This is a genomic window from Micromonospora sp. NPDC049645 (assembly GCF_040675155.1).
Taxonomy (GTDB): Bacteria; Actinomycetota; Actinomycetes; order Mycobacteriales; family Micromonosporaceae; genus Micromonospora.
In genome coordinates this window covers 26,531-48,921 of the sequence record NZ_JBFAOI010000022.1, presented here as the reverse complement: position 1 = coordinate 48,921, position 22,391 = coordinate 26,531, and the positions used below count along the sequence as shown (strand labels likewise).

At 71.7% G+C, this 22,391-nt stretch carries 21 protein-coding genes; 11 read left to right on the top strand and 10 right to left on the bottom strand.

Going from position 1 to position 22,391, the window contains the following annotated elements; translation table 11 throughout:
* Positions 1-84 precede the first annotated feature (84 nt).
* Positions 85-1,122: a LacI family DNA-binding transcriptional regulator gene (locus tag AB0J33_RS29425; protein ID WP_363618085.1), complete on the bottom strand. Its 1,038-nt coding sequence runs from the start codon at positions 1,120-1,122 to the stop codon at positions 85-87.
* 329 nt (positions 1,123-1,451) lie between these two features.
* Between AB0J33_RS29425 and AB0J33_RS29420 the strand changes: the two genes are divergently transcribed.
* Positions 1,452-2,288: a M15 family metallopeptidase gene (locus tag AB0J33_RS29420; protein ID WP_363618083.1), complete on the top strand. Its 837-nt coding sequence runs from the start codon at positions 1,452-1,454 to the stop codon at positions 2,286-2,288.
* Here AB0J33_RS29420 and AB0J33_RS29415 read toward each other — a convergent pair whose 3' ends face one another.
* Positions 2,289-3,476, bottom strand: a complete 1,188-nt coding sequence (locus tag AB0J33_RS29415; protein ID WP_363618081.1) for a spore photoproduct lyase family protein — start codon at positions 3,474-3,476, stop codon at positions 2,289-2,291.
* A gap of 157 nt (positions 3,477-3,633) precedes the next feature.
* On the opposite strand from AB0J33_RS29415, the gene AB0J33_RS29410 reads away from it, so the two are divergent.
* Entirely contained in the window at positions 3,634-4,941 is a 1,308-nt protein-coding gene (locus tag AB0J33_RS29410; RefSeq protein WP_363618079.1) for an RICIN domain-containing protein, read from the top strand.
* Positions 4,942-4,977: 36 nt separating this feature from the next.
* Here the strand turns inward: AB0J33_RS29410 and AB0J33_RS29405 are convergent, their stop codons facing one another.
* Positions 4,978-5,943, bottom strand: a complete 966-nt coding sequence (locus AB0J33_RS29405; protein ID WP_363618077.1) for a YafY family protein — start codon at positions 5,941-5,943, stop codon at positions 4,978-4,980.
* A 378-nt stretch (positions 5,944-6,321) separates the two neighbouring features.
* On the opposite strand from AB0J33_RS29405, the gene AB0J33_RS29400 reads away from it, so the two are divergent.
* Positions 6,322-7,521 (top strand): RtcB family protein, encoded by a 1,200-nt coding sequence (locus AB0J33_RS29400; RefSeq protein WP_363618075.1) that lies wholly within the window; start codon positions 6,322-6,324, stop codon positions 7,519-7,521.
* Positions 7,522-7,563: 42 nt separating this feature from the next.
* On the opposite strand, the gene AB0J33_RS29395 is transcribed toward AB0J33_RS29400, so the two are convergent.
* From AB0J33_RS29395 to AB0J33_RS29370, 6 genes are all read right to left on the bottom strand, one after another.
* Positions 7,564-8,355 (bottom strand): maleylpyruvate isomerase family mycothiol-dependent enzyme, encoded by a 792-nt coding sequence (locus tag AB0J33_RS29395; RefSeq protein WP_363618073.1) that lies wholly within the window; start codon positions 8,353-8,355, stop codon positions 7,564-7,566.
* 115 nt (positions 8,356-8,470) lie between these two features.
* Entirely contained in the window at positions 8,471-9,964 is a 1,494-nt protein-coding gene (locus AB0J33_RS29390; protein WP_363618071.1) for a DHA2 family efflux MFS transporter permease subunit, read from the bottom strand.
* 36 nt (positions 9,965-10,000) lie between these two features.
* Positions 10,001-10,630: a TetR/AcrR family transcriptional regulator gene (locus AB0J33_RS29385; RefSeq protein ID WP_363618069.1), complete on the bottom strand. Its 630-nt coding sequence runs from the start codon at positions 10,628-10,630 to the stop codon at positions 10,001-10,003.
* A gap of 138 nt (positions 10,631-10,768) precedes the next feature.
* Positions 10,769-11,665, bottom strand: coding sequence for a Gmad2 immunoglobulin-like domain-containing protein (locus AB0J33_RS29380; protein WP_363618067.1), 897 nt, complete (start codon positions 11,663-11,665; stop codon positions 10,769-10,771).
* Between the two features lie 26 nt (positions 11,666-11,691).
* Entirely contained in the window at positions 11,692-13,155 is a 1,464-nt protein-coding gene (locus tag AB0J33_RS29375) for a HAMP domain-containing sensor histidine kinase (RefSeq protein WP_363618065.1), read from the bottom strand.
* 17 nt (positions 13,156-13,172) lie between these two features.
* Positions 13,173-13,853 carry a response regulator transcription factor gene (locus AB0J33_RS29370; RefSeq protein ID WP_363618063.1) on the bottom strand — a complete coding sequence of 227 codons (681 nt, stop codon included), beginning with the start codon at positions 13,851-13,853 and terminating at the stop codon, positions 13,173-13,175.
* A gap of 164 nt (positions 13,854-14,017) precedes the next feature.
* Between AB0J33_RS29370 and AB0J33_RS29365 the strand changes: the two genes are divergently transcribed.
* From AB0J33_RS29365 to AB0J33_RS29340, 6 genes are all read left to right on the top strand, one after another.
* Positions 14,018-14,344, top strand: coding sequence for an L-rhamnose mutarotase (locus AB0J33_RS29365; protein WP_363618062.1), 327 nt, complete (start codon positions 14,018-14,020; stop codon positions 14,342-14,344).
* 96 nt (positions 14,345-14,440) lie between these two features.
* Complete coding sequence (locus AB0J33_RS29360) at positions 14,441-15,268, top strand: peptidoglycan-binding domain-containing protein (protein WP_363618061.1); 828 nt, start codon at positions 14,441-14,443, stop codon at positions 15,266-15,268.
* Positions 15,269-15,484: 216 nt separating this feature from the next.
* Complete coding sequence (locus tag AB0J33_RS29355) at positions 15,485-15,898, top strand: DUF6069 family protein (RefSeq protein ID WP_363618060.1); 414 nt, start codon at positions 15,485-15,487, stop codon at positions 15,896-15,898.
* Positions 15,899-15,939: 41 nt separating this feature from the next.
* A complete protein-coding gene (locus AB0J33_RS29350) occupies positions 15,940-16,293 on the top strand; it encodes a YciI family protein (protein WP_363618058.1) in 354 nt (117 codons plus the stop codon).
* Positions 16,294-16,313: 20 nt separating this feature from the next.
* A complete protein-coding gene (locus tag AB0J33_RS29345) occupies positions 16,314-17,516 on the top strand; it encodes a sigma-70 family RNA polymerase sigma factor (RefSeq protein WP_363618056.1) in 1,203 nt (400 codons plus the stop codon).
* Positions 17,513-18,091 (top strand): dihydrofolate reductase family protein, encoded by a 579-nt coding sequence (locus tag AB0J33_RS29340; protein WP_363618054.1) that lies wholly within the window; start codon positions 17,513-17,515, stop codon positions 18,089-18,091. The genes AB0J33_RS29345 and AB0J33_RS29340 overlap by 4 nt, the downstream gene beginning before the upstream one ends.
* Positions 18,092-18,166: 75 nt before the next feature.
* On the opposite strand, the gene AB0J33_RS29335 is transcribed toward AB0J33_RS29340, so the two are convergent.
* Positions 18,167-18,727 (bottom strand): hypothetical protein, encoded by a 561-nt coding sequence (locus AB0J33_RS29335; protein ID WP_363618052.1) that lies wholly within the window; start codon positions 18,725-18,727, stop codon positions 18,167-18,169.
* 390 nt (positions 18,728-19,117) lie between these two features.
* Between AB0J33_RS29335 and AB0J33_RS29330 the strand changes: the two genes are divergently transcribed.
* Positions 19,118-21,001, top strand: a complete 1,884-nt coding sequence (locus AB0J33_RS29330; RefSeq protein ID WP_363618050.1) for an FG-GAP-like repeat-containing protein — start codon at positions 19,118-19,120, stop codon at positions 20,999-21,001.
* A gap of 191 nt (positions 21,002-21,192) precedes the next feature.
* Positions 21,193-22,374 carry a snapalysin family zinc-dependent metalloprotease gene (locus tag AB0J33_RS29325; RefSeq protein ID WP_363618048.1) on the top strand — a complete coding sequence of 394 codons (1,182 nt, stop codon included), beginning with the start codon at positions 21,193-21,195 and terminating at the stop codon, positions 22,372-22,374.
* Positions 22,375-22,391: the final 17 nt, after the last annotated feature.

The window sequence follows — 22,391 nt, the reverse complement described above, 5'->3', positions numbered from 1 at the left end:
ACCGTCGGTCGCCCACCGCGCTGGCCGGAATTTTCGGGAACCGACCGGAACCGGTCCATCCGGTCTCCGCCGCAGTTCCGGCCGTCACGCCGGGTCGGGCGACCCGGTCGGCGGGGCGGCGGTGCTGTCCCGAACGACCAGTTCGGTGGCGAGTTCCACCCGGGGGGAGTCGATGCCCTCACCCTGGGCCAGGCGCAGCACGGTGCGAGCCGCCAACCGTCCCATCTCGACCAACGGTTGGCGCACGGTGGTCAGCGGCGGTGAGGCCCAACGGGCTTCCGGCAGGTCGTCGAAACCCACCACGCTCACGTCGTCCGGAACGCGTAGCCCACGACGCCGGATGGCCTCGTAGACGCCGAAGGCCATCTGGTCGCTGGCGGCGAAGATGCCGGTCGGTGGGTCGGCGAGGTCGAGCAGCGCGGTGCCGCCGGCGAACCCGGAGGCGTGGTAGAAATCGCCCGGGTAGATCAGCGCGTCGTCCACCGGCACCCCGGCGGCCTCCAGCCCGGCCCGGTAACCGTCGAGGCGCGCGCGGCTGCACAGCAGGTGCGTCGGCCCGGCCACGAAACCGATGCGCCGGTGCCCGATCGAGAGCAGATGCTCGGTCGCGGCGAGCCCGCCGGCCCAGTTGGTGGCGCCGATCGTCGGCACGTCCATGGCCGGCACGCCGGCCGGGTCGACCACCACCACCGGCACGTTGAGGCGACGAAGTTGCGCGTGCAGCGGCGGGCTCAGGTGCGAGGTCACGAAGATGACGCCGTCGGTGGCCCGGGTGCGCAGGTTCTGCAGCCACTGCCGGGCCGCGGTGGGCTGCCGGTGGATCGCGGAGACCACCGTGCCGACGCCCGCGCCGTGCCCGACATCCTCCACACCCCGGATGATCTCCACCGCCCAAGGGCTGTCCAGGTCGTTGAAGACCAGGTCGACCAGGCCGGCACGGCGAACGCTGCGGCTGGTGCGACGCCGGTAGCCGTGGTGGCGCAACAACTCCTCGACCCGCTCCCGGGTGTCCGGGGCCACATCGGAGCGACCGTTGAGCACCCGGGACACGGTCGGCACCGACACCCCGGCCTCCCGTGCGATCGCGGTGATGGTCACCCTGCGTCCGTCGTCCGCGCCCACCCGCGTCTCCTTCACCGAGCCGGAGGAACGACGACAGGTCGTCGTCCGCCGTGTGTCCCGAAACGGCGTGCCCGTTCCACGCGCCATCTTGCCTCACCGATGCGGGTTGACGACATGCGAGGTCGGCTGAAGATTCGCCGGAGTTGCGGAAAAGTTCCGGAAGCCTATCGGCTCCTTGTCGAGGTCCGGCTCGTCATCGGGCTCCCGGAGGTCGTCCGCCGAGCCGTGATCGACTCGGGTTTCCTGATGTCGGGCTGTCCGACGGCCCGGACACCCCGGAATCCCTGAAGCCGAGTGGATCATGGCCGAGGTGCTGATAGACAGGACTGGTGCGAATCCGGATCGCCGTCCTGCTCGCGCTCGTCGCGCTGCTCGGCGGATGCTCGCGGCCGGACCCCCGCCCCGCCCCGGCCGCGCCGCAGCCGACGCCGGTGCCGTCCACGCCCTCGCCCTCGCCCACACCGGTCGAGCGGTTGCCGGGGTTCGTGGTGCTGACCGACCTCGACCCGCGCATCCACGCCGACATCCGCTACGGCACCCCGCACAACTTCGTCGGCCGACCGATCACCGGCTACCGTGAGCCGCTGTGCCTGCTCACCCGGCAGGCGGCCGAGGCGTTGCGCCGCGTACAGGACGCCGCGCTGGCCGGTGGGCACAGTCTCAAGGTGTACGACTGCTACCGCCCGCAACCGGCGGTCGACGACTTCGTCTCCTGGGCGAAGAGCCCCGGTGAGCAGCAGACCAAGGCCGAGTTCTACCCGGACGTGCCCAAGACGCGGCTCTTCGCCGACGGATACATCGGGGCGCCCACCGCGCACAGCCGGGGCAGCACCATGGACCTGACCCTGGTCGACGAGCCCGCCGCCAGCCAACCCCCGTACCGGGTCGGGCAACCGCTGGTCGCCTGCACCGCGCCGCGGGGGCAGCGCTTCGCCGACAACAGCATCGACATGGGCACGGGCTTCGACTGCTTCGACCCACGGGCGCACACCGCCGACTCGCGTGTCACCGCGGCGGCGCGGGACAACCGTCGGCTGTTACAGCGGCTGATGACCGACGCCGGGTTCGTCAACTACGAGCGGGAGTGGTGGCACTACAGCCTGCGCGTCGAGCCGTACCCGGACACCTTCTTCGCCGCCCCGGTCGCCCGCTCCTCGGTCGGGTGATCAGGTCCAGTAGAGGATCCGGCAGGCTGGTACCCGGGCGGTCAGCTCGGTCGTGAACCAGTCCCGCAGCTCGGCCATCTGCTCGCGGGGGTAGACGTACTTCACCGCGCCGAACCTGCCGTGCTTGCGGGTGCGGGACTCCTCGTCCATCTCCAACCGGGTACGCGGGTACCAGCCGAGCAGCACCTCCTTGCTGCCCGGGGTGAACCGGTGGGTGATCAGCTCGGCGGTCAGGTCCAGATCCGGCACCCCGTCGACCGCCGCGCGGACCTGGTCCAGCAACTCGCCGTAGCGCTCCCGCCAGTCCGGCAACGCGATGATCGGCGCGATGGTGAGCCCCACCGGGTAGCCGTCGAGGGCGAGCCGGCGCAGCGCGGCGAGCCGGTCCGGCACCCGGGCGGTGCCGCCCTCGAACCGTTCCCCGACCGGGGCGCAGTTGACGCTGAAACGGACCCGGGTCCGGCCGGCGTGCGGCAGCCCGACGAAGGTGTCCACGTCCGCGTACTTGGTGGTCCAGCGCAACTGCACGGGCGCGTCCCAGTCGGCGAAGTGCTGCACCGCCCGTCGCCAGCTGCCGGTCAGGTGCTCCAGGGCGAGTGGGTCGGTGTAGCAGGACGCCTCGAAGGTGGTGCCCTCGTCGGCGCGTCGGGCGTTGCGGCTGGTCACCGTTCCACGCCCGGCGTACCCGCTCAGCCCGGCGAGGATGTCGTCGAGGTCCGCGTACACCCGGGTCACCGGTGGGCCGGACAGTGATCCGGCGAGGTAGCAGTACTGGCAGTGCGCCGGGCAGCCCTCGGCCAGGTCGACCCGCCAGTCGGCGCTGGGCGCGATGGGTTGCAGCACCCGTCGCGAGGGTGGGCTGACCACGATCGCCATGGTCGCCTTGGCGCGGGCGTAGGTCTCCCGGTCGGTCTGTCCGCGTACCCCGGTGAGCCGGTTGGAGCGCAGGTGTTCCACCTCGATGCCCAGTGCCCGCACCCGCTCGACGATCCGTTGGCCGTGCGGGTGGTCGAGCGCGGCGGGGGTGGCCACCACCCGGCCCGGGGTCCAGCGGCGCGCCGACCGGGCCGGCGGCGCGAGGCCGGCCAGGTCGCGGGTCGGTACCCGCTCGCCACTGGCGTCGTGCGGCGCGGCGGGTACGTCCACGGCGAGCGGCTGGTCGACGTCGACCGCATCCGGGCTGGTCATCCGGCCGGGGTACCCATTGCCGCAGGAATCCCACCCGATCGGCCGCCCCTCGATTGACGACGCCCAACCGGAGGCATAACCTCTCATCTATCTGTAAACCTTGTGAACAGATGCACATCGACGCGGCGGCGCGCGTCCCGACCGAAGGGACGATCAGGTGATCGCAGAACTCTCCACCCGTACCAGACGGATCCTGTCGTTGTTCGTCGCCCTGGTCGTCGCGGTGACCGCCGGTCTCGCGGTCAACGCCTCGCGCGGCGCGCAGGCCGCGCCGACGTTCAAGGTGCTGGCCTTCTACAACGGCACCTGGGACGCCGCGCACATCGACTTCGTCAAGGACGCCCGGGCCTGGTTCCCGCAGGCCGCCGCCCAGTACGGCTTCTCCTGGGAGGCCACCAACAACTGGGGTCTGCTGAACAGCGCCAACCTGGCCCAGTACAAGGTCGTCATGTTCCTGGACGACGCGCCGCCCACCGCGCAGCGGGCCGCGTTCCAGCAGTACATGCAGAACGGCGGGGCGTGGCTGGGCTTCCACGTCAGCGCGTGGACCGACAACCCGTCGAGCTGGAGCTGGTACTACAACAATTTCCTCGGCACCGGCTCGTTCCAGACGAACACCTGGGGACCCACCCGCGTCACCATGCGCGCCGACAACCGCACGCACGCCGCCACCCGCAACCTCCCGGCGACCTTCCCGTCGTCGATCAGCGAGTGGTACTCGTGGAGCAACGACCTGCGGCAGAACCCCAACATCGACATCCTCGCCTCGATCGACCCGTCCAGCTTCCCGGTCGGCACCGACCCCAACCAGTCCTGGTACGGCGGCTACTACCCGCTGGTCTGGAGCAACCGGCAGTACAAGATGCTGTACGCCAACTTCGGCCACAACGCGATGAACTACAGCACCAACACCGGGCTGTCCTCCACCTTCGACAGCCCGCAGCAGAACCAGTTGCTGATCGACGGGCTGCACTGGCTCGCCGGCGTCGGCACCACGCCCCCGACGACGCCGCCGTCCGACGGCACCATCTCGCCGACCGCGTGGCACACCGTCGTCAACCGGGGCAACGGCAAGTGCGTGGACGCGCGGGCCGCGGCCAGCGCGAACGGCACCGCCATCCAGCAGTACGCGTGCAACAGCAGCGCCGCCCAGCAGTATCAGTTCGTGCCGACCAGCGGCGGCTACCTGCGGGTCAACAACCGCAACAACAGCGCCCAGGTGCTCGACGTGAAGGACCGGTCGACCGCCGACTCGGCGCCCATCCAGCTCTGGTCCTACAGCGGCGGCAACAACCAGCAGTGGCGGGCCGAGTCGGAGGGAGGCGGCTACTACCGGCTGGTCAACCGGCTCAGCGGCAAGTGCCTCGACGTCCCGGGGGCGTCCACCGCGGACAGCGTCCAGCTCGTCCAGTACACCTGCAACGGCACCGCGGCGCAGTCCTTCCGGCTGGTGCCACAGTCGTAGCCGCACCGGCACGCCCGCGCCGGGGTAGACAGTCACTCACCCCGGCGCGGGGCCGGCGGCACGAGCGAACCGGGCGGCGACGTCCCGGATGACGGCACGTAGCTCCGGCGGGTCGAGCACGTCGAAGTCGACAGCCAGGGTGCCGAGGAAGGCGGCGAGATTGCCCAGCGACTCCCCGCCGGTGTGCAGCAGGCAGGTCTGCTCGTCGATCGCCTCCAGCAGGCCCGCCGTGCTGGGCATCCGCCGCGCCATCGTGTCGGCCGACGCGTGCAGGCGTACCCGGGCGGGGTGTGGCCAGGCCGTGGAGCCGACGCCGCGCAGCACGTGCGCGACCGCGTCGCCACCTGGCGGCTCCCGGGGCGCGAAGCGCGGGCCGGTCGGCACCCGGGGCTGGAGCCGGTCGGCGCGGAAGGTCCGCCAGTCGCACCGGTCGGTGTCCCACCCCAGCAGGTACCACCGCCGCCCGGTGTAGACCAGCCGGTACGGCTCGACGTCGCGCACGCTGATCGTGCCGTCATGCCCGGCGTAGTCGAAGCGCAGCCGCTCCCGGCGGTGCACTGCGGTGGAGACGGCGGTGAGGGTGTCGGCGTCCACGGTCGGGCCGCCGCCGGCGGCGGAGACGGTCGCGGTGCGCAGAGCGTCCACCCGGTGCCGCAGCCGCGCCGGCAGCGACTGCTCCAGCTTGGCCAGCGCCCGCAGGGAGGTCTCCTCGATGCCGGTCACCGAGCCGCCGGCGGCTGCCCGCAGCCCGACGGCCACCGCCACCGCCTCGTCGTCGTCGAGCAGCAGCGGTGGCAGCGCCGACCCGGCACCGAGCCGGTAACCACCGGCGACCCCGGGGTGTGACTCGATCTGGTAGCCCAGCACCCGCAGCCGCTCCACGTCCGTGCGCACGGTGCGGGTGGTGACCGCGAGCCGGTCGGCCAGCTCCGCGCCGGACCACTCCCGACGGACCTGCAGGAGGGTCAGCAGCCGCAGTAGGCGCACCGAGGTCTCCACCATGTCCGCGAGTCTGCCCCACAACCGCCGCCGGCCAGGCTCGGGGCGATATCCATTGCGGACGCGCCGCCGCCCTCCTAGTCTCGTCGGTGCAAGTCAACCGATCACACCCCGAGGGGAGTACGCCGTGCCGCGACGCGACCGCACCGATGCCGCCTCGCGCCTGCTCCCCGCCGGTGCCCCTCCGCAACTCACCGCCAAAACCCGTGCCTGCTGCCCATTGCGGCGCTACCAGCCGGGGTGGCGCGACTGACGCCGACGCTGACGCGTCCGCCGGCCGCCCATCCCACCGGGATCGGGCGGCCCTTTCGTATCCGCACACCGCCGCTGGCGACCCCAATCTGATCATTAACGGTCACGGCACGACTGAAGGAGTCCACCATGGGATTCACCCCGCTCGCCGGTACCCGGGCACCGGTCCGGGTCTGGACCGACCCGTACGCCATCGAGCCGCAGGCCGCCAAGCAGCTGCGCAACATCGGCGCGCTGCCCTGGGTGCAGGGTGTCGCCGTGATGCCCGACGTGCACTTCGGCAAGGGCGCCACGGTCGGCTCGGTGATCGCCATGCGGCAGGCCGTCTCGCCGGCCGCGGTCGGCGTCGACATCGGCTGCGGAATGTCGGCGGTGCGTACCTCACTGACCGCCGCCGACCTGCCCGACGACCTGGCCGGGCTGCGCTCCGCGATCGAGGCCACCATCCCGGTCGGCTTCGCCCAGCGCACGGACGCGGTCGACCCGCGTCGGGTCCGGGGCCTCGAGCAGGCCGGGTGGGCCGACTTCTGGGGCCGGTTCGCCGGCCTGGACCGGCGGGTGGCGCAGCTGGAGACGCGGGCGCAGCGGCAGCTCGGCACTCTCGGCGGGGGCAACCACTTCATCGAGGTCTGCCTGGAGCAGGGCGGCGCCGACGAGGGGCGGGTCTGGCTGATGCTGCACTCCGGCTCCCGCAACATCGGCAAGGAGTTGGCGGAGCGGCACATCGGGGTGGCCCGGAAGCTGCCGCACAACGCCGACCTGCCCGACCGGGACCTGGCCGTGTTCCTCGCCGGCACGCCGGAGATGGACGCGTACCGGCGGGATCTGTGGTGGGCGCAGGAGTACGCGCGGCGCAACCGGGCGGTCATGCTGGCCCTGCTCTGCGGCGTGGTGCGTGAGCACTTCCCGCAGGTCGGCTACGACGAGCCGATCAGCTGCCACCACAACTACGTCGCCGAGGAGACCTACGACGGGGTGGAGGTGCTGGTCACCCGTAAGGGAGCGATCCGGGCCGGCCGGGGTGACCTGGGCATCATCCCCGGGTCGATGGGCACCGGGTCGTACATCGTGCGGGGTCGGGGGAACCCGGACGCGTACTGCTCGGCGTCGCACGGGGCGGGGCGTCGGATGTCACGGGCGCAGGCCAAGCGGACGTTCAGCACCGACGACCTGGCCGCGCAGACCGCCGGGGTGGAGTGCCGCAAGGACGCCGGGGTGGTCGACGAGATCCCCGGCGCGTACAAGGACATCACGGAGGTGATGGCCCAGCAGGAGGACCTGGTCGAGGTGGTCGCGCACCTCAAGCAGGTGCTCTGTGTGAAGGGCTGAGCGACCGCGCGGGCCGGGTCACCCGGCCCGCGCGGCACCGGCTCAGAAGCCGACGAAGACCCGGCGCAGGTCGTCGAGGGTCACCGGACCGGTCGCCTCGACCCCTTCGGGGGTGTGCTCGCGGCCCAGCCGTCCGGTGGCCAGCCGCAGCCACGCCTCGGCCGGGGCCGCCAGCTCCCCGTCGGGGCGCTCCGGCGCGTCGACGATTTCGACCCGCTCGCCCAGCCGCAGCCCGAACGTCCGATCGGGCGCGTGCAGCCGGACCAGCAGGGTGCCCTCCCGCCCGGCCAGCTCCTGCGGTCGGCTGGTCCAGGCCAGCAGGCCGCCGATCTGGTCGAGCAGCAGCGCCACCGCCCCCGGCGTCACCGCCGCGAACGGGTTGAACGCCACCTCGGTGTCCCACTGGTGCAGGGCGAACTCGCTGAGCCGGAACCGGGCCGCGGTCGCCACGTCGACCGGCTCCGGCAGGAAACCGAGGTCGATACGCATCGAGGCGCGGGTCTCGGCGTCCAGCGCCTCGTACGCCTGGACCAGCCGTTCGTTGGTGGCGAGGAAGCCGGCGGCGTGCTCGGCCGGGGACATCGCGTCCCAGCGTGCCCACACGCCACGGTTGAAGTCTCCGTCCGGGCCGGGCGCGCCGGTGCGGGCGGCGTCCAGCGTCGCCAGGTTGATCTCGGCGCCGCTGCCCAGGTGGCTCAGCACCTGGGAGACCTGCCACTCGCTGGCACCCGACGGCCGGAGCAGGTCGTCTTCCTTGAGGTCCCGAACGAGCGCGGCGAGCTCCTCGTGGCCCGCGCGCAGAGCTGTGATGATCTGGTCAGCAGGGGTCGACATGGGTCTCCTCAAACGGATTCTTCGACGATGGTCGGGACGTTACCGGACGTGGCCGCCGGCCCGGCCCACCCCACGGTCGGGGCGGGCCGGCCGGCGGCCAGGTCAGTCGGTCAGCTCAGCCCATGTGCACGGTGTTGCCGGTCGGGATGTCCTCCTTGCGCACCTTCACCAGGACCAGGGTGGCCAGTCCGGCCAGCACGATCAGCGCCGCGCCCCAGGCGAAGGCCACCCGGTAGCCGTGCACCAGCGCCTCGACCTGGTTCACCGGGTTCGGCGCCCGGCCGACCAGATAGGCGGCGACCGCGCTGGTGTAGAAGGTGTTCAGCAGGGCGGTGCCGAGCGACCCGCCGATCTGCTGGGTGGCGTTGAGCGTCGCGCTGGCCGCCCCGGCGTCGTGCTCCGGCACCCCGACCAGGGCGAGGCTGGACAGCGGGACGAAGGTGAAGCCCAGCCCGAGGCCCAGGATGACCTGTGCGGGCAGCAGGTGGGTGAGGAACGGGGTGTCCACGTCGATCTGGGTCAGCACCAGCATGCCCACGGCGGCGAGCGCCGCACCGGCGACCATCAGCGGCTTGGCGCCCAGCCGGGGCATCAGCTGGCTGGCGCCGCCCGCGGCGATCAGCACACCGGCGGTCACCGGCAGCGACGCGAGACCGGCTTCGAGCGGCTTGTACTGCAAAACCACCTGGAAGTAGAAGGTCAGGAAGAGGAACGCACCGAACAGGCCGGCGCCGATCAGCGTCGAGGTGAGGAACGCCCCGCCCCGGTTGCGGTCCAGGATGATCCGCAGCGGCAGCAACGGGTGGCTGGAGCGCAGCTCGATCACCACGAAGGCGGCGAGCAGCAGCACACCCGCGGCGATGAAGCCGAGCGTCACAGTGGCGTCCCAGCCGTCCTCGGCGGCCTTGGTGAAGCCGTACACCAGGGAGACCAGGCCGGCGGTCACCACGATCGCGCCGGGTACGTCGTAGCGGGTGTTGCCATGGGCCCGGCTCTCCGGCACCAACGGGAGCGCGAAGGCGATGGCGATGGCGGCGACCGGGATGTTGACCAGCAGGCACCAGCGCCAGTCGGCGTACTCGGTGAGCACCCCGCCGAGCAGCAGACCGACAGCGGAACCGCCGCCGGCGATCGCGCCGTACACCGCGAAGGCCTTGGCCCGCTCGGTGGCCTCGGTGAAGAGGACGGTGAGCAGCGCCAACGCGGCCGGGGCGAGCAGCGCGCCGAAGGCGCCCTGCAACGCGCGGGCGGCGAAGAGCATCCCACCGGTGGTGGCCAGACCACCCAGCGCGGAGGCGAGCGCGAAACCGGTCATGCCGACCAGGAAGGTGCGCTTGCGCCCCCAGTAGTCGGCGATGCGACCGCCGAGCAGCAGCAGACCACCGAAGGCCAGCGTGTAGGCGGTGATCACCCACTGCCGGTTCGCGTCGGTGATCCCCAGGTCGGCCTGGGCCTGCGGCAGCGCGATGTTCACGATGGTGGCGTCCAGGACGACCATCAGCTGTGAGACCGCGATGACCGCCAGCGCGATCCAGCGCCGCGGGTGCGGTGCGCCTGTCGACGCCCCGGCGCGGGGCGCGCCGGGTGCGGTCGAGGTGGTTCCGGGCATGGTGAAGCCTTCCGTGTTGCGGAATATTCGGTGATTTCAGGCCGGAGACGGACGGTCGTGCCGATAGCGGAGCACCGGGATCAGCACCTGGTCGACGACCTGGGTGAGGAACGCGTCATCGGCGGGTAGGCCGTGCGCGACGATGCGGGACATGGTGAGCGCGGGCGCCAGATCGTGGAACAGCTCCCGCTCGCCGGCCTCCGGGGGGATCTCCCCGCGGGCGGCGGCCCGGACCAGGATGGCGGTGCTGGCCACCCGCCCCGCCGGCAGCACCTGGTGGCGCACCAGACGTTCCAGCTCGGGATTGGTCCGCATGGCGAAGGTCAACGCCTGCATCAGGTCGCAGTCGGCCGTGCAGATCGCGGCCGTGGCCCGCAGCAACTCGATCAGGTCCCCGCGCAGGGACCCGGTGTCGGGCGGGTTGTGCACACCCACGTGCCGGTCGCGCAGGGCGGCGACGACCAGCTCGGCCTTGCCGTCCCAGCGCCGGTAGATGGTGGCCTTGCTGACGTGGGCGCGGGCGGCGACGGCGTCGATGGTCATCCGGTCGTAGCCGACCTCGCGGAGCAGGTCGATGACCACGGTGAACAGGTCGCCGTCGGTGCACCGAGGAGCCCGGGCGGCCGGCACCCCGGCGCCCGCGCTCACCTGCTGACCACCCAGCATCCCAACCCCCCGTTGAAACGATTTCGTACTGACCCTAGTTCGCGGTTGTCCGATCGTGCAGGCTTTCGTGAGTTCCGTCGCATGGAGTAGGCGAAACGATTGCGTTTCCAGCCGGAGTCCGTCGGGGAAACGGAGTGCTCAGGTGCCGGGGGCGAGGACCACCGGCACGGCCACCGTGTTGATCCGTGCGCCATCCCGGGCGGACACCTCGTACACCTCGACCCTGCCCTTCTGCTCGCGCAGCGCGCGCCAGCCCAGCACCACCCGGTAACCACCCCGGCAGCCGCTGCCGCAACTGGCGGTGCCGAAACCGGTGGCCACCTCCCGGCCGGCCGCGTCCAGCACCCGGACGCTCACCGTGGCCTCGAACACACCGGCGGTGCCGGTGACGACGAGCGGGGCGGAGACCCGCTCCCCGGGGATCGGGCCGGTGACCACGATCGGCGGCAGCAGGTCCGCGTAGTCCGCCCGCCCGAGCGGGGCCGCGCCGTCGAGGCGGACCTGACGCACGGTGGGGAACTGGGTGAGCGTCCACACCACCTGCGCCTCGCGCAGCCGTCGGGTAACTGGGTCGCCGACGGCCGGGAGCCGCAGCGTCGCCACGCCGTCGGCGATCCGGGTGACCTCGACGCCCGTCGGCAGCAGGGTGGTCATCCCGGTGCCGGCCTCGGCCGGGGTCGGCCCGGCGGCCAACTCGGTGAGCGCCAGCCTCGACGTCGCGACCGTGGCCGGTCGGGTACGCCGGGTCGGCACGAGCAACCCGGCGCGGACGTACCACAGCTCGATGGTCACCGGGTCCGGCCGGCGGGTGCCGGTGGACGCCGACGCCGCCGGACGCGGCGGTCGGTCGGCGGGCGGCGTCGTCGGCTCCGCGACCGGGGTCGGGGGCGGTTCCGCACCACCGGTGGGTGCGGCGCTCGACGGCGGCGCGGTGGGCGCCGGGCCCAGGTCGCCGGAGCGGGGAGTACCGCAGCCGCCGAGCAGGAGCACCGCGACGAGCACCGGTGCGCCCCACCACGCCAGGCGGCCCCTCATCCCGCACCCCGCCCGGCCGCGGCGGCTCACCCCGCACCGCCAGAGGGGCCAGCGGTACGCCCCGCGATGTCGGCGCGATCGGCTGGGCGCGGCACGTCGCGGCGCGACCCGGTGGGACCGTCGGCGGGCAGCTCCAGCCGGAACCGGGTGCCCTCGCCCGGTTCGCTGCGCACCCCCAGCACGCCGCCGAGCAGGACGGTGTGCTCGCGGGCGATGGCCAGCCCGAGCCCGCTGCCCGGCGCGGAGCGGGCGGGGTCGACCTGGTGGAAGCGGTCGAACACGCGGGGCAGGTGATCGGCCGGGATGCCGGGCCCCTGGTCGGTCACCTCGAAGACGACCAGCCGGCCCGCGCCGGTCACGCCGGCCGTGATCTCACCCGCGCCGTGCTCGACCGCGTTGGCCACCAGGTTGGCCAGCACCCGCTCCAGCCGCCGCGGGTCGGTGCGCAGCGCGACCGGGTCTCCGCCGACCCGCACCCGCGGCGACCAGCCGCGCGCCGCGACGATGCCGTGCAGGAGCGCCACCGCGTCGACCGGTTCGACGGCCAACCGCTCCCGCCCGGCGTCCAACCGGGAGATCTCCATCAGGTCCTCGACCAGCCGGCGCAGCCGGACCACGTCGCCGACCAGCAGCCGGGCGGCCGGCCGGGCGTCGTCGGGCAACTGGTCGAGGTGCTCACGCAGCAGCGACGCCGCGGCCACCAACGCGGTCACCGGGGTACGCAGCTCGTGCGCGACATCGGCGGTGAACCTCCGCTCGCGGGCCTGCGCGTCCGACAGCGCCGCGATCTTCGACTCCAGCGCCTCGGCCATCTCGTTGAACGTGGCCGCCCAGACACTGAACTCGTCGTGCCCGCGTACCGGTAGGCGGGTGGCGAGCAGGCCCTCGGTGAGCGCTCGGGCGGCCCGGCTGGCCCGGCCCACCGGCTCCAACGTGCGGCAGGCCAGCGCGTGACCCACCGCGGCGGCGAGCAACACCACGAGCAGCCAGCCGGCCACCAGCGCGGTACGCAGTTGACCCAGGTCGGTGGCGACCTCGTCCTCCACGGTGAGGACGTACAGCTCGGCGGTCGAGCCGGGGATGCGCCCGCCGACCACCAGCAGCCGAGGACGCTCCGCAGGTGCGGAGCGCTGATAACCGAGCCGCCCGTCCGCGACGTCGGCCCGCAGCCGGGCGCCCAGCACCGGGGCGTACGCGGGGTGCGAGGCGCGGGCCGGGCCGTCGACGAGCACCACGTGCCGCCCGCTGGCCTCGAAACTGGTGAGCAGTTCGGTGCTGCGCTGCTCGGTCAGCGGCAGGAACTGCCCGGCGAGGACGAGTTGGTAGCGGGCGTCGGCGGCGGCCTCGTGCAGCGACGCGTCCAGCCAGGACTGCCGCAGCAGGAGCCCGGTCCCGCCGGCGAGCAACCCGGCCGAGACGCCGGCGACCAGGACGAACGCGATCGTCAGCCGGCGCCGCAGGCGGCCTGGGAGCACTGCGCGTCCGGCCATCGCCGCCCCCCCCCCCGTCAGCCCGTCGACAGTTTGTAGCCGGCACCGCGTACGGTCCGGATCAGCCGTGGCTGCGCCGGGTCGTCCTCGATCTTGGCGCGGAGGCGTTGTACCGCGACGTCGACCAGTCGGGAGTCGCCGAGGAAGGCGTGGTTCCAGACCAGGTCCAGCAGCAGTTCCCGGGTGAAGACCCGACCCGGGCGGCGGGCCAACTCCAGCAACAGTCGGAACTCGGTGGAGGTGAGCGTCACCTCCCGGCCGTGCCGGCGGACCACGAAGCCGCCGGGGTCGATTTCCAAGCCGCCGACCTCGATGAGGCTCGACGGGGCTGGCACGTTCACCCGGCGCAGCACCGACCGGACCCGGGCCACCAACTCGGGCAGATCGAAGGGCTTGCGCAGGTAGTCGTCCGCGCCGCACTCCAGCCCGACGACCACGTCGATGGTGTCGGTGCGCGCGGTCAGCATCAGGATCGGCACCTGACTGGTCCGCCGGATCTCCCGACAGACCTCCAGACCGTCCAGTTCCGGCAGCATGACGTCGAGGACGATGAGGTCGACCGGATGGGCGCGAAACGTCGCCAGGGCCTGCCGCCCGTCGGTCGCGGTGTCGACCCGGAAGCCGGCTCGGCGCAGACCGAGGGCGGTGACCTCCCGGATCGAGGAGTCGTCCTCGACGACCAGCACACGGCCCTCCATCACCCGAGGGTAGACCCGCCGTCACCGGGCGCGGTCCTGGCGGAACGGTCGACGTCGACGGCCGGCCAGCCCCCTACCGGCACCGTCCAACCGCTACGGTCAGTGCCTCCGGCACCCCTGGACCAGCTCACACGAAAGGGCACGACGTGCAACGTCATGGCTGCGTGATTCGACTCCGCCCCGAACAGCGGGAGACCTACCTGCGGTTACACGCCGCCGTCTGGCCGAGCGTCGAGAAGACGCTGCGCGAGGCGAACTTCCGCAACTACACCATCTTCCTCCACGACGACCTGCTCTTCGGCTACTACGAGTACGTCGGGGACGACTACGAGGCCGACCTGCGGCTGATCGCCGCGGACCCGCAGACGCAGGAGTGGTGGAAGCTGACCGACCCGTGTCAGGAGTCGATCGCCGAGCCCGGCTCGGGTGACTGGTGGGCTCCGATGCGCGAGGTGTGGCACCTGACCGACGAGGCGGGTGCGACCCCGTAGACGTTGGTGCGCCCCAGCGGGGTGACAACTCGGCTTCCGCATTGAAGACTAGCTTCATCCTGTCATCTGGATTGGTCAATATCCTGCGGAGGAAGCGTGCTCACGAGAAGGAACCTGCTGGTCGCCGCCGGTGCGGCAGTGGTCGGCGCCGTACCGCTGGCCGGCTCCGCGGCGGCCGCGCTGCCGCAGCTGGACATGGAGGCGGTGATCAAGGCGGCGCAGATTGACCCGCGCCGGCCGGACACCGCGCTGACCGAGGGGGCCAAGGACAGCGTCCTGCTCGTGGAGCGCGCACTCCAGGCGCGAGGGCTGCTCTCGTCGGCGTACGTCGACGGTCACTTCGGCACCAGCACGATCGCCGCGTACGCCGCGTACCAGCGGTCCCTCGGCTACACCGGCCTCGACGCGACAGGTCTTCCCGGCCCGTCGTCGCTGCGGTCGCTCGGGGAGGAGCGGTACTCAGTGGTCCGGGCGATCTCGCCCGGCAGCGTGGTGACCCTGCGCGGTGTGCAGGTCAACACGCGCACCAGGTCGATGCTGTTCGAGGCCGAACGCCTGCTCGGCCGCCAGCTCGGCATCACGCAAGGCTCGTACAGCAGCGGGGTGGGTGCCTCCGCCGGCACGCACGACGGCGGCGGCGCGCTCGACCTCTCGGTCAGCGGCCTCTCCTCGGCGGTCCGGACGGACGTGCTGCGTCGACTGCGCACGGTGGGCTTTGCGGCGTGGCTGCGGACCCCGGATCAGGGGGACTGGGGTTACCACATCCACGCCATCGCGCTCTCCGACACCGACCAGTCGACCGGCGCGCAGAACCAGGCCGGCGACTATTACCTCGGTCGTAACGGCCTGGCCAACCGGGGCGCCGATGACGGACCGGCGGTCAGCCCGAAACGCACCTGGGAGGAGTACCAGCGCACGCTCTGAGGCCCACCGGTTCGGTGCCGGCTGGTCCCCGGCCGCCCGAGTGGCGAGAATCGCTGGTGGGGCCTCGTCCGTTTTGACCCGAGACTGCCTCGTTCCACGCCGGAGTCGAAAATCTTCGACAAAATCTTGGGCGTGTTGTCGATCGGGGTCGTTTCCATTCGTAGCCCTGGTGAGAGCCCGGCATCGCAACGGGCCGCACACCCACTGGAGGGCACGATGACCGCCACTGCGAACACGACCCCCGCCACCGCGTCGACCGTCGGTACGGTGATCCGGACCGGCGCCGCCGCCACGGTCGCCGCGAGCCTCGCCACCATGGCCGTCGCCGCCGCCGGCAACCTGGCCGGGATCAGCCTCGACATGGGCGGCGCCCCGATCCCGGTGACCGGGTTCGGCGTGCTGACCGCTGTCTTCTCGCTGATCGGCGTGGTCATCGCCGCGCTGCTGGCGCGTTTCGCCCGGCGCGCGCGGCGCACGTTCGTCCGCACGACCGTGCTGCTGACGGCCCTGTCCCTGGTGCCGGACGTGATCGCCGACGCCGCAACCGCCACCAAGGCGCTGCTGATGCTCACCCACCTCGTCGCGGCCGTGATCGTGATCCCCGCCGTCGCGCGCCGCCTGGCCGCCTGACCTGCCGTCATCCCACCCATCGCGCCAACCGGAGGATCATCATGAAGCAGTACCTGTTGTCCGTGCACTACGTCGAGGGCGCGCCGACGCCGTCCGACGAGGAGACGCAGACAATGTTCCGGGAGACCGGTCGGATCAACGACGACATGCAGGCCGCCGGCGCCTGGGTCTTCGCCGGGGGACTCACGTCACCGGACAGCGCCACCGTCGTCCGGGCCGACAACGGCACCATCACCATGAGCGACGGCCCGTTCGCCGAGACGAAGGAGCACATCGCCGGGTTCTGGGTCATCAAGTGCGCGGACCTGGACGCGGCGCTGGCCTGGGCCGAGAGGTGCGCGGCGGCCTGTGGCCCGGTCGAGGTGCGTCCCTTCGACGACCTGTCCCAGGCCTGACCGGGAGCCGGTCGCCCGACATGGACCTGGCGAACATCTACCGCGCGGAGTACGGCCGCTGCGTCGCCACCCTGGCCCGCCTCCTCGGCGACATCAACCTCGCCGAGGAGGCCGTCCAGGACGCGTTCACCACAGCGTTGCAGAAGTGGCAGACCCCGCCGCCGAACCCGGGCGCCTGGATCGTGACGACCGCACGCAACCGTGCCGTCGACCGGCTTCGCCGGGAGTCGACCCGCGAGGCCCGGCACGCCCAGGCCCTGCTGCTGCATCACCAGGACGAGCCCCAGGAGGTGGGACCGGTGCGGGACGACCAACTACGACTCATCTTCACCTGCTGTCACCCCGCGCTCGCCCCGGAGGCGCGAACAGCCCTCACGCTGCGCCTGCTCGGCGGCCTCGAGGTCCCGGAGATCGCGCGGGCCTACCTGGTCCAGGAGGCGACCGTCGCCCAGCGGATCGTGCGCGCCAAGAAGAAGATCCGCGACGCCGCCATCCCCTACCGGGTGCCCGCCGGACATGAGCTGCCAGACCGGTTGCCGCCGGTGCTCACCGTGCTCTACCTGATGTTCAACGAGGGCTACGCGTCCACCGCCGGTCCCTTGATCAGAACGGACCTGTGCGCCGAGGCGATCCGCCTCGCCCGCGAACTGGCCGCGTTGATGCCCGACGAGCCGGAGGTCCTGGGCCTGCTCGCCCTGCTGCTGCTGACCGAGGCGCGGCGTCCGGCGCGGCTCGACCCGACGACCGGCGAACTGGTGCTGCTGGCTGACCAGGACCGGTCATTGTGGAACCGGGCGCTCGTCGCCGAGGGGCACGACCTGGTCCGCCGGTGTCTGCGCCGCAACCGTCCCGGCCCGTACCAGATCCAGGCCGCGATCAGCGCGGTGCACACCGACGGCGCCGCCACCGACTGGCCGCAGGTGCTGGCACTCTACGACCAGCTCCTCGCGCTCGCGCCGACCCCTGTCGTCGCGCTCAACCGGGCGGTCGCCGTCGCCGAGGTGCACGGGCCCGCGGTGGCCCTCGCGGCGTTGGAGGGCGTCGACCTCCCGGGCTATCACCGGCTGCCCGCCACCCGGGCCGAACTGCTGGCCCGGCTCGGACGGGACGACGAGGCCCGAGCCGCGTACGACCAGGCCGCGGCACTGGCCACCAACGAGACCGAGCGGGCCTACCTGCAGAACCGTCGCACCGAACTCACCCGTGATCGGAGAGCATCATGACCGCCACCTACACCGTCGACGTCTTTTCCAGCCTCGACGGCTTCGGCACCACCACCGGGAACTGGGGCGGCTACTGGGGTAAGCAGGGCCCCGAACTGCTCGCGCACCGCCTGTCCGGCTACGACACCGAGCAGCGCATGGTCTTCGGCGCCAACACGTACCGAGTGTTCGCGCAGATGTTGGCCGCGAGCACCGAGGAGTCCGACGTGCGCGACGCCTGGGTGACCCGGATGAGGAACCTGCCGGCGACAGTGGTGTCGAACACGCTGGACGGCCCCCTCGACTGGCCGGACGCGACCGTCGTGCGCGGTGACGCCGTCGACGTCGTGGCCCGGCTCAAGGAGGAGTCCGAGGTGCCTCTGCGGTCGCACGGCAGCCTGTCGTTGAACCGGGCGTTGATGGCCGCCGGGCTGGTCGACTTCGTCCAGGTGACGGTCTTCCCGGTGATCACGGGACAGACCGGGACCGAACCGATCTTCCAGGGCGCGCCCGACTTCGACCTGGAGTTGATCGAGAGCCGGACCCTCGACGGTCGCACCCTGGAACTCACCTACCGGCCCACCCTGCACGTCTGACTCATGCCCGGTTGGTGCTCGCCTGGCCGTCCGCCCCACCTGGGGCGGACGGCCACGTGCGCCGGCCGGCTCCGATCACCACTGGTGGGCGACGTCGAGCACCACCCGGCTGTGGGTGCCGGGGCCGGCGAGCACGAGCACCCGGAACGGCAACCGGGCCCGTACGCCGACCGCGAAGGTGCTGTAGCCCTCGAAGCTGCCGCCGAAGACGACGTCGCGCAGGGTCGGGTAGCGCAGCAGGTTCGCCACGTGCTCGCCGACCGGGTAGGGCACGGTGCCCGCGTGGTCGGCGTCGTACGCCGGGGCCCGCAGCGAGACCCGCAACAGCGCGCCGCCGGCGGTGTACGGCGACAGCGCCAGCCCCTCACCCTCGGTCCACGTCTCGCCGTAGCCGATCGTGTAGCCGTCGACCGGGCCGGCGAACTCGAACACCACCCGGTCGTAGCAGTCGTGCCGGCCGGTGCGGACGTCGACCAACGGGGCGTCGCTCAGCGCCCCGGCCGACTTCTCCACGCTGCCCCAGGTGATCCCGCAGTACGCCGACGTGGTCGTGGTGCCCGCCGCGCTGCTGCCCGAGCTGGCGACCAGCCCGGCGAGGACGACCGCCAACGCGGTCAGTGCGCTCCTGATCCTCATGGTGTTTTCTCCGTTCGGTACCGGGGTCACGTCGCGGCGACGCTGCCGGTGACCCTCTGCCGCCACCGTCGTCCCGCCCTGGCACGGACACTTCGCTGCGACGTAACCGCTGCGTAACAGACGGTGGTGGGTCCGGCGGTCAGATCGGGGACAGACGGACCTCGGCTGCTGTCGTAGCCTCCACTTCGGACGCACCCCCTCGACCCGTGGCCACCGTCGAGAGTTGCGCTCCGGGTGCACCCGGGGTGACACGTGCGTTCAGCCACCGACGTCTGCCGTGCCGGGGGCAACCCGCCCTCGACCAGGCGACGTCCGGGCGTCCATCGACGACGAACGGGGAGAAGGACTGTGCGTGAATCCGGCGGGCGACAGCTCGCGACAGTACTGGTGATGACGGGCGTCCTCGCCATTCCGGGTGGGATCCCGGCCCAGGCCGCCGCGGCGGCTCCGGAGTGCCCGACGTCCACCAACCTACTTGCCGGCCTGCGGGCCGATCCACTCACCGACGAGGCGGCCGGGAATCCCATCGCCTTGGAGAGCGTGAGCTGTGCCCTGCCCTGGGCCACGGCGGTCGCTCCGGCGGAAGGCGAGTACGACGCGTCGTTCGTGCTGTTCCGCTACGAGGACGCGACGGAGCAGTGGAAGCCGCTCAACGTCGGCTCGGGCGGGGTTTGCGACGAGTCGGTGCCGGCCGAGATCGCGGCCCAGCTCGACGGATGCCAACCGAACGATCCCGGCGACGAGCTGCCCGACGACGATCCGGTGGACGAGACGGAGAATTCGTCGGCAACCCCGGCACCCGATGGTGGCGGGATGTCCACACTGGCCTCCGCGATCGGGGGGTCGATCACGCGAGCCGAGGTCATGCAGCGCGCCCAGGGTTGGGTGGACCATCAGCCCGGCCCGTACAGCCAGCGGGCCTTCTCCTGGGACCCCACCCACACCCGCAAGTACCGGCGTGACTGCTCCGGCTACGTGGGCATGGCCTGGCACCTGAATGCCGACCCCAGCACGCGGACGCTGCACCAGTTCTCCAGCCAGATCGGCAAGTCGGAGCTACAGGCCGGCGACATCCTCAACCTCGCGGGGAAGCACGTCGTCCTCTTCAAGAGCTGGAAGACCGACCGTCGGCACTTCACCTACTACACCTTCGGGTCGACGCCGGTGAAGATCCGTACGGCGGCGATCGACGCCGGGACCATCGACAGTCACCGGGCCACCAGTTACGTGGCGCGGCGGTACACGAAGATCGCGAACTCCGCCACGCCGCCCTCGCCGCCGAAGCCAACCGGACGGGCCGCCCCGACGGTCGCGTACGACCAGGGCGACGGCACGATGCGCATGTACCGCTGGCTGTCGGACGGTGATTCCTTCAACCGCACCGCTGACTACGACTCGGGGCCGTTCCGGCTCAGTGCGGTCGGCGACCGGATGGCGTCGGGTGACGTGGACGGTGACGGTAGGGACGACATCGTGATGGCGTACCAGCAGCCGGATGGCACGTTCTCGTACTACGTGTGGCGTAACGGCAACTCGGCCGCCCGGGTCTGGTACGACAGTGGGCCGTTCGGTCTCGGCCGGGTCGGTGGTCGTCTGGTGCTCGGCGACTTCAACGGTGACCGCAAGGCCGAGCCGGCGATGGCCTATGACCAGGGCGACGGCACCATGCGCATCTACCGCTGGCTCTCCGACGGTGATTCTTTCAACCGCACCAGCGACTACGACTCGGGAGCGTTCCGGTTGAGCGCGGTCGGCGATCGGATGGCGTCGGGTGACGTGGACGGTGACGGTAGGGACGACATCGTGATGGCCTATCAGCAGCCGGATGGCACGTTCTCGTACTACGTGTGGCGTAACGGCAACTCGGCCGCCCGGGTCTGGTACGACAGTGGGCCGTTCGGTCTCGGCCGGGTCGGTGGTCGTCTGGTGCTCGGCGACTTCAACGGTGACCGCAAGGCCGAGCCGGCGATGGCCTATGACCAGGGCGACGGCACCATGCGCATCTACCGCTGGCTCTCCGACGGTGATTCTTTCAACCGCACCAGCGACTACGACTCGGGAGCGTTCCGGTTGAGCGCGGTCGGCGATCGGATGGCGTCGGGTGACGTGGACGGTGACGGTAGGGACGACATCGTGATGGCGTACCAGCAGCCGGATGGCACGTTCTCGTACTACGTGTGGCGTAACGGCAACTTCGCCGCCCGGGTCTGGTACGACAGCGGGCCGTTCAGCCTCAGTAGCGTCGCCGGCCGCCTGGTGCTCGGCAACTGGTAGGCGCATCGACCCGGACATGTCCACGGTACGGCCTCCGGAAGGCTCTGCGGAGGCCGTACCGCGGTGCCAGCCGCCGGCCGCGCCGGTATGACTCTTCCGCTATGCCGGACATCGACCATCGCCGCTCTAACATTTACGTACTTCGATGACCGGTGGCCGATGGTCGCCGGACGACCGCAGGGGAGTGCGTGATGTTCCGACGACAACTCAGACGTGCGGCGCTGGCCATGCTGGTGGCGACCCTGGCGGCGGCCGGGGTGCAACTCGCCACCGGCGCGCCGGCCGCCGCCGTCCGGACCGTCTACTACGACGCGAGCCGGACCGGCGAGTTCCGCACCAACTTCGACCAGGCGGCGCAGATCTGGAACAGCCGGGTCAGCACCGTCCGACTCCAGGCCGGCACTCCGGCCAGCATCACCATCTACGTCGACGACGGGTGGCCCCGCGCGCAGCCGACCGGGCTCGGCTCGGGCCGGATCTGGATGGGTCGTACGGCCGTCAACCAGGGCTACGACCGCAACCGCATCGCCGCGCACGAACTCGGGCACATCCTGGGTCTGCCGGACCGGCGCACCGGTCTCTGCTCGGACCTGATGTCGGGCAGCAGCGCCCCGGTCTCCTGCCGTAACGCGAACCCCAGCGCGGCCGAGGCGAGCCAGGTGAACTCGCTGTTCGCCGGCACCGTGGCCGCGCCGGCCAGCACCACGTACACCTGGGACGGCGCCTCGGACATCGGCCCGACGGTGGTCGGTGGCCGACCGGCCACGGAGAACTACCCCTTCATGGTGTACGTCTCGGGCTGCACCGGCACCCTGATCAAGGGCAACTGGGCGGTCACCGCCAAGCACTGCCCGACGCCGTCCTCGGTGCGGGTGGGCAGCGTCAACCGAACCAGCGGCGGCACGGTGGTCGGGGTGATCCGCGCGGTCAACCACCCGAGCGTCGACGTCAAGCTGCTGCAACTGGCCAGTTCGGTCGGGTACGCGCCGGCCCCGATCCCGAGCACGTCAGGCGCGGTCGGCACCGCCACCCGGATCATCGGCTGGGGCCAGACCTGCGCACCGCGCGGCTGCGGGTCGGCTCCGGCGGTGGCCAACGAGTTGGACACGTCCATCGTGGCCGACAGCCGGTGCTCGGGCATCAACGGCCCGTACGAGATCTGCACCAACAACACCAACGGCAACTCCGGCGCCTGCTACGGCGACTCGGGCGGGCCGCAGGTGCGCCGGGTCGGCGGAGTGTGGAACCTGATCGGCGCGACGAGTCGGGCCGGCAACAACAACTCCACCTGCGCCACCGGCCCGTCCATCTACGTCGACCTGCCGTCGATCCGGACGTGGATCTCCACTCAGGTCGGTGGTCTGCCGGCCTGACCGTCAGGGACACCGCG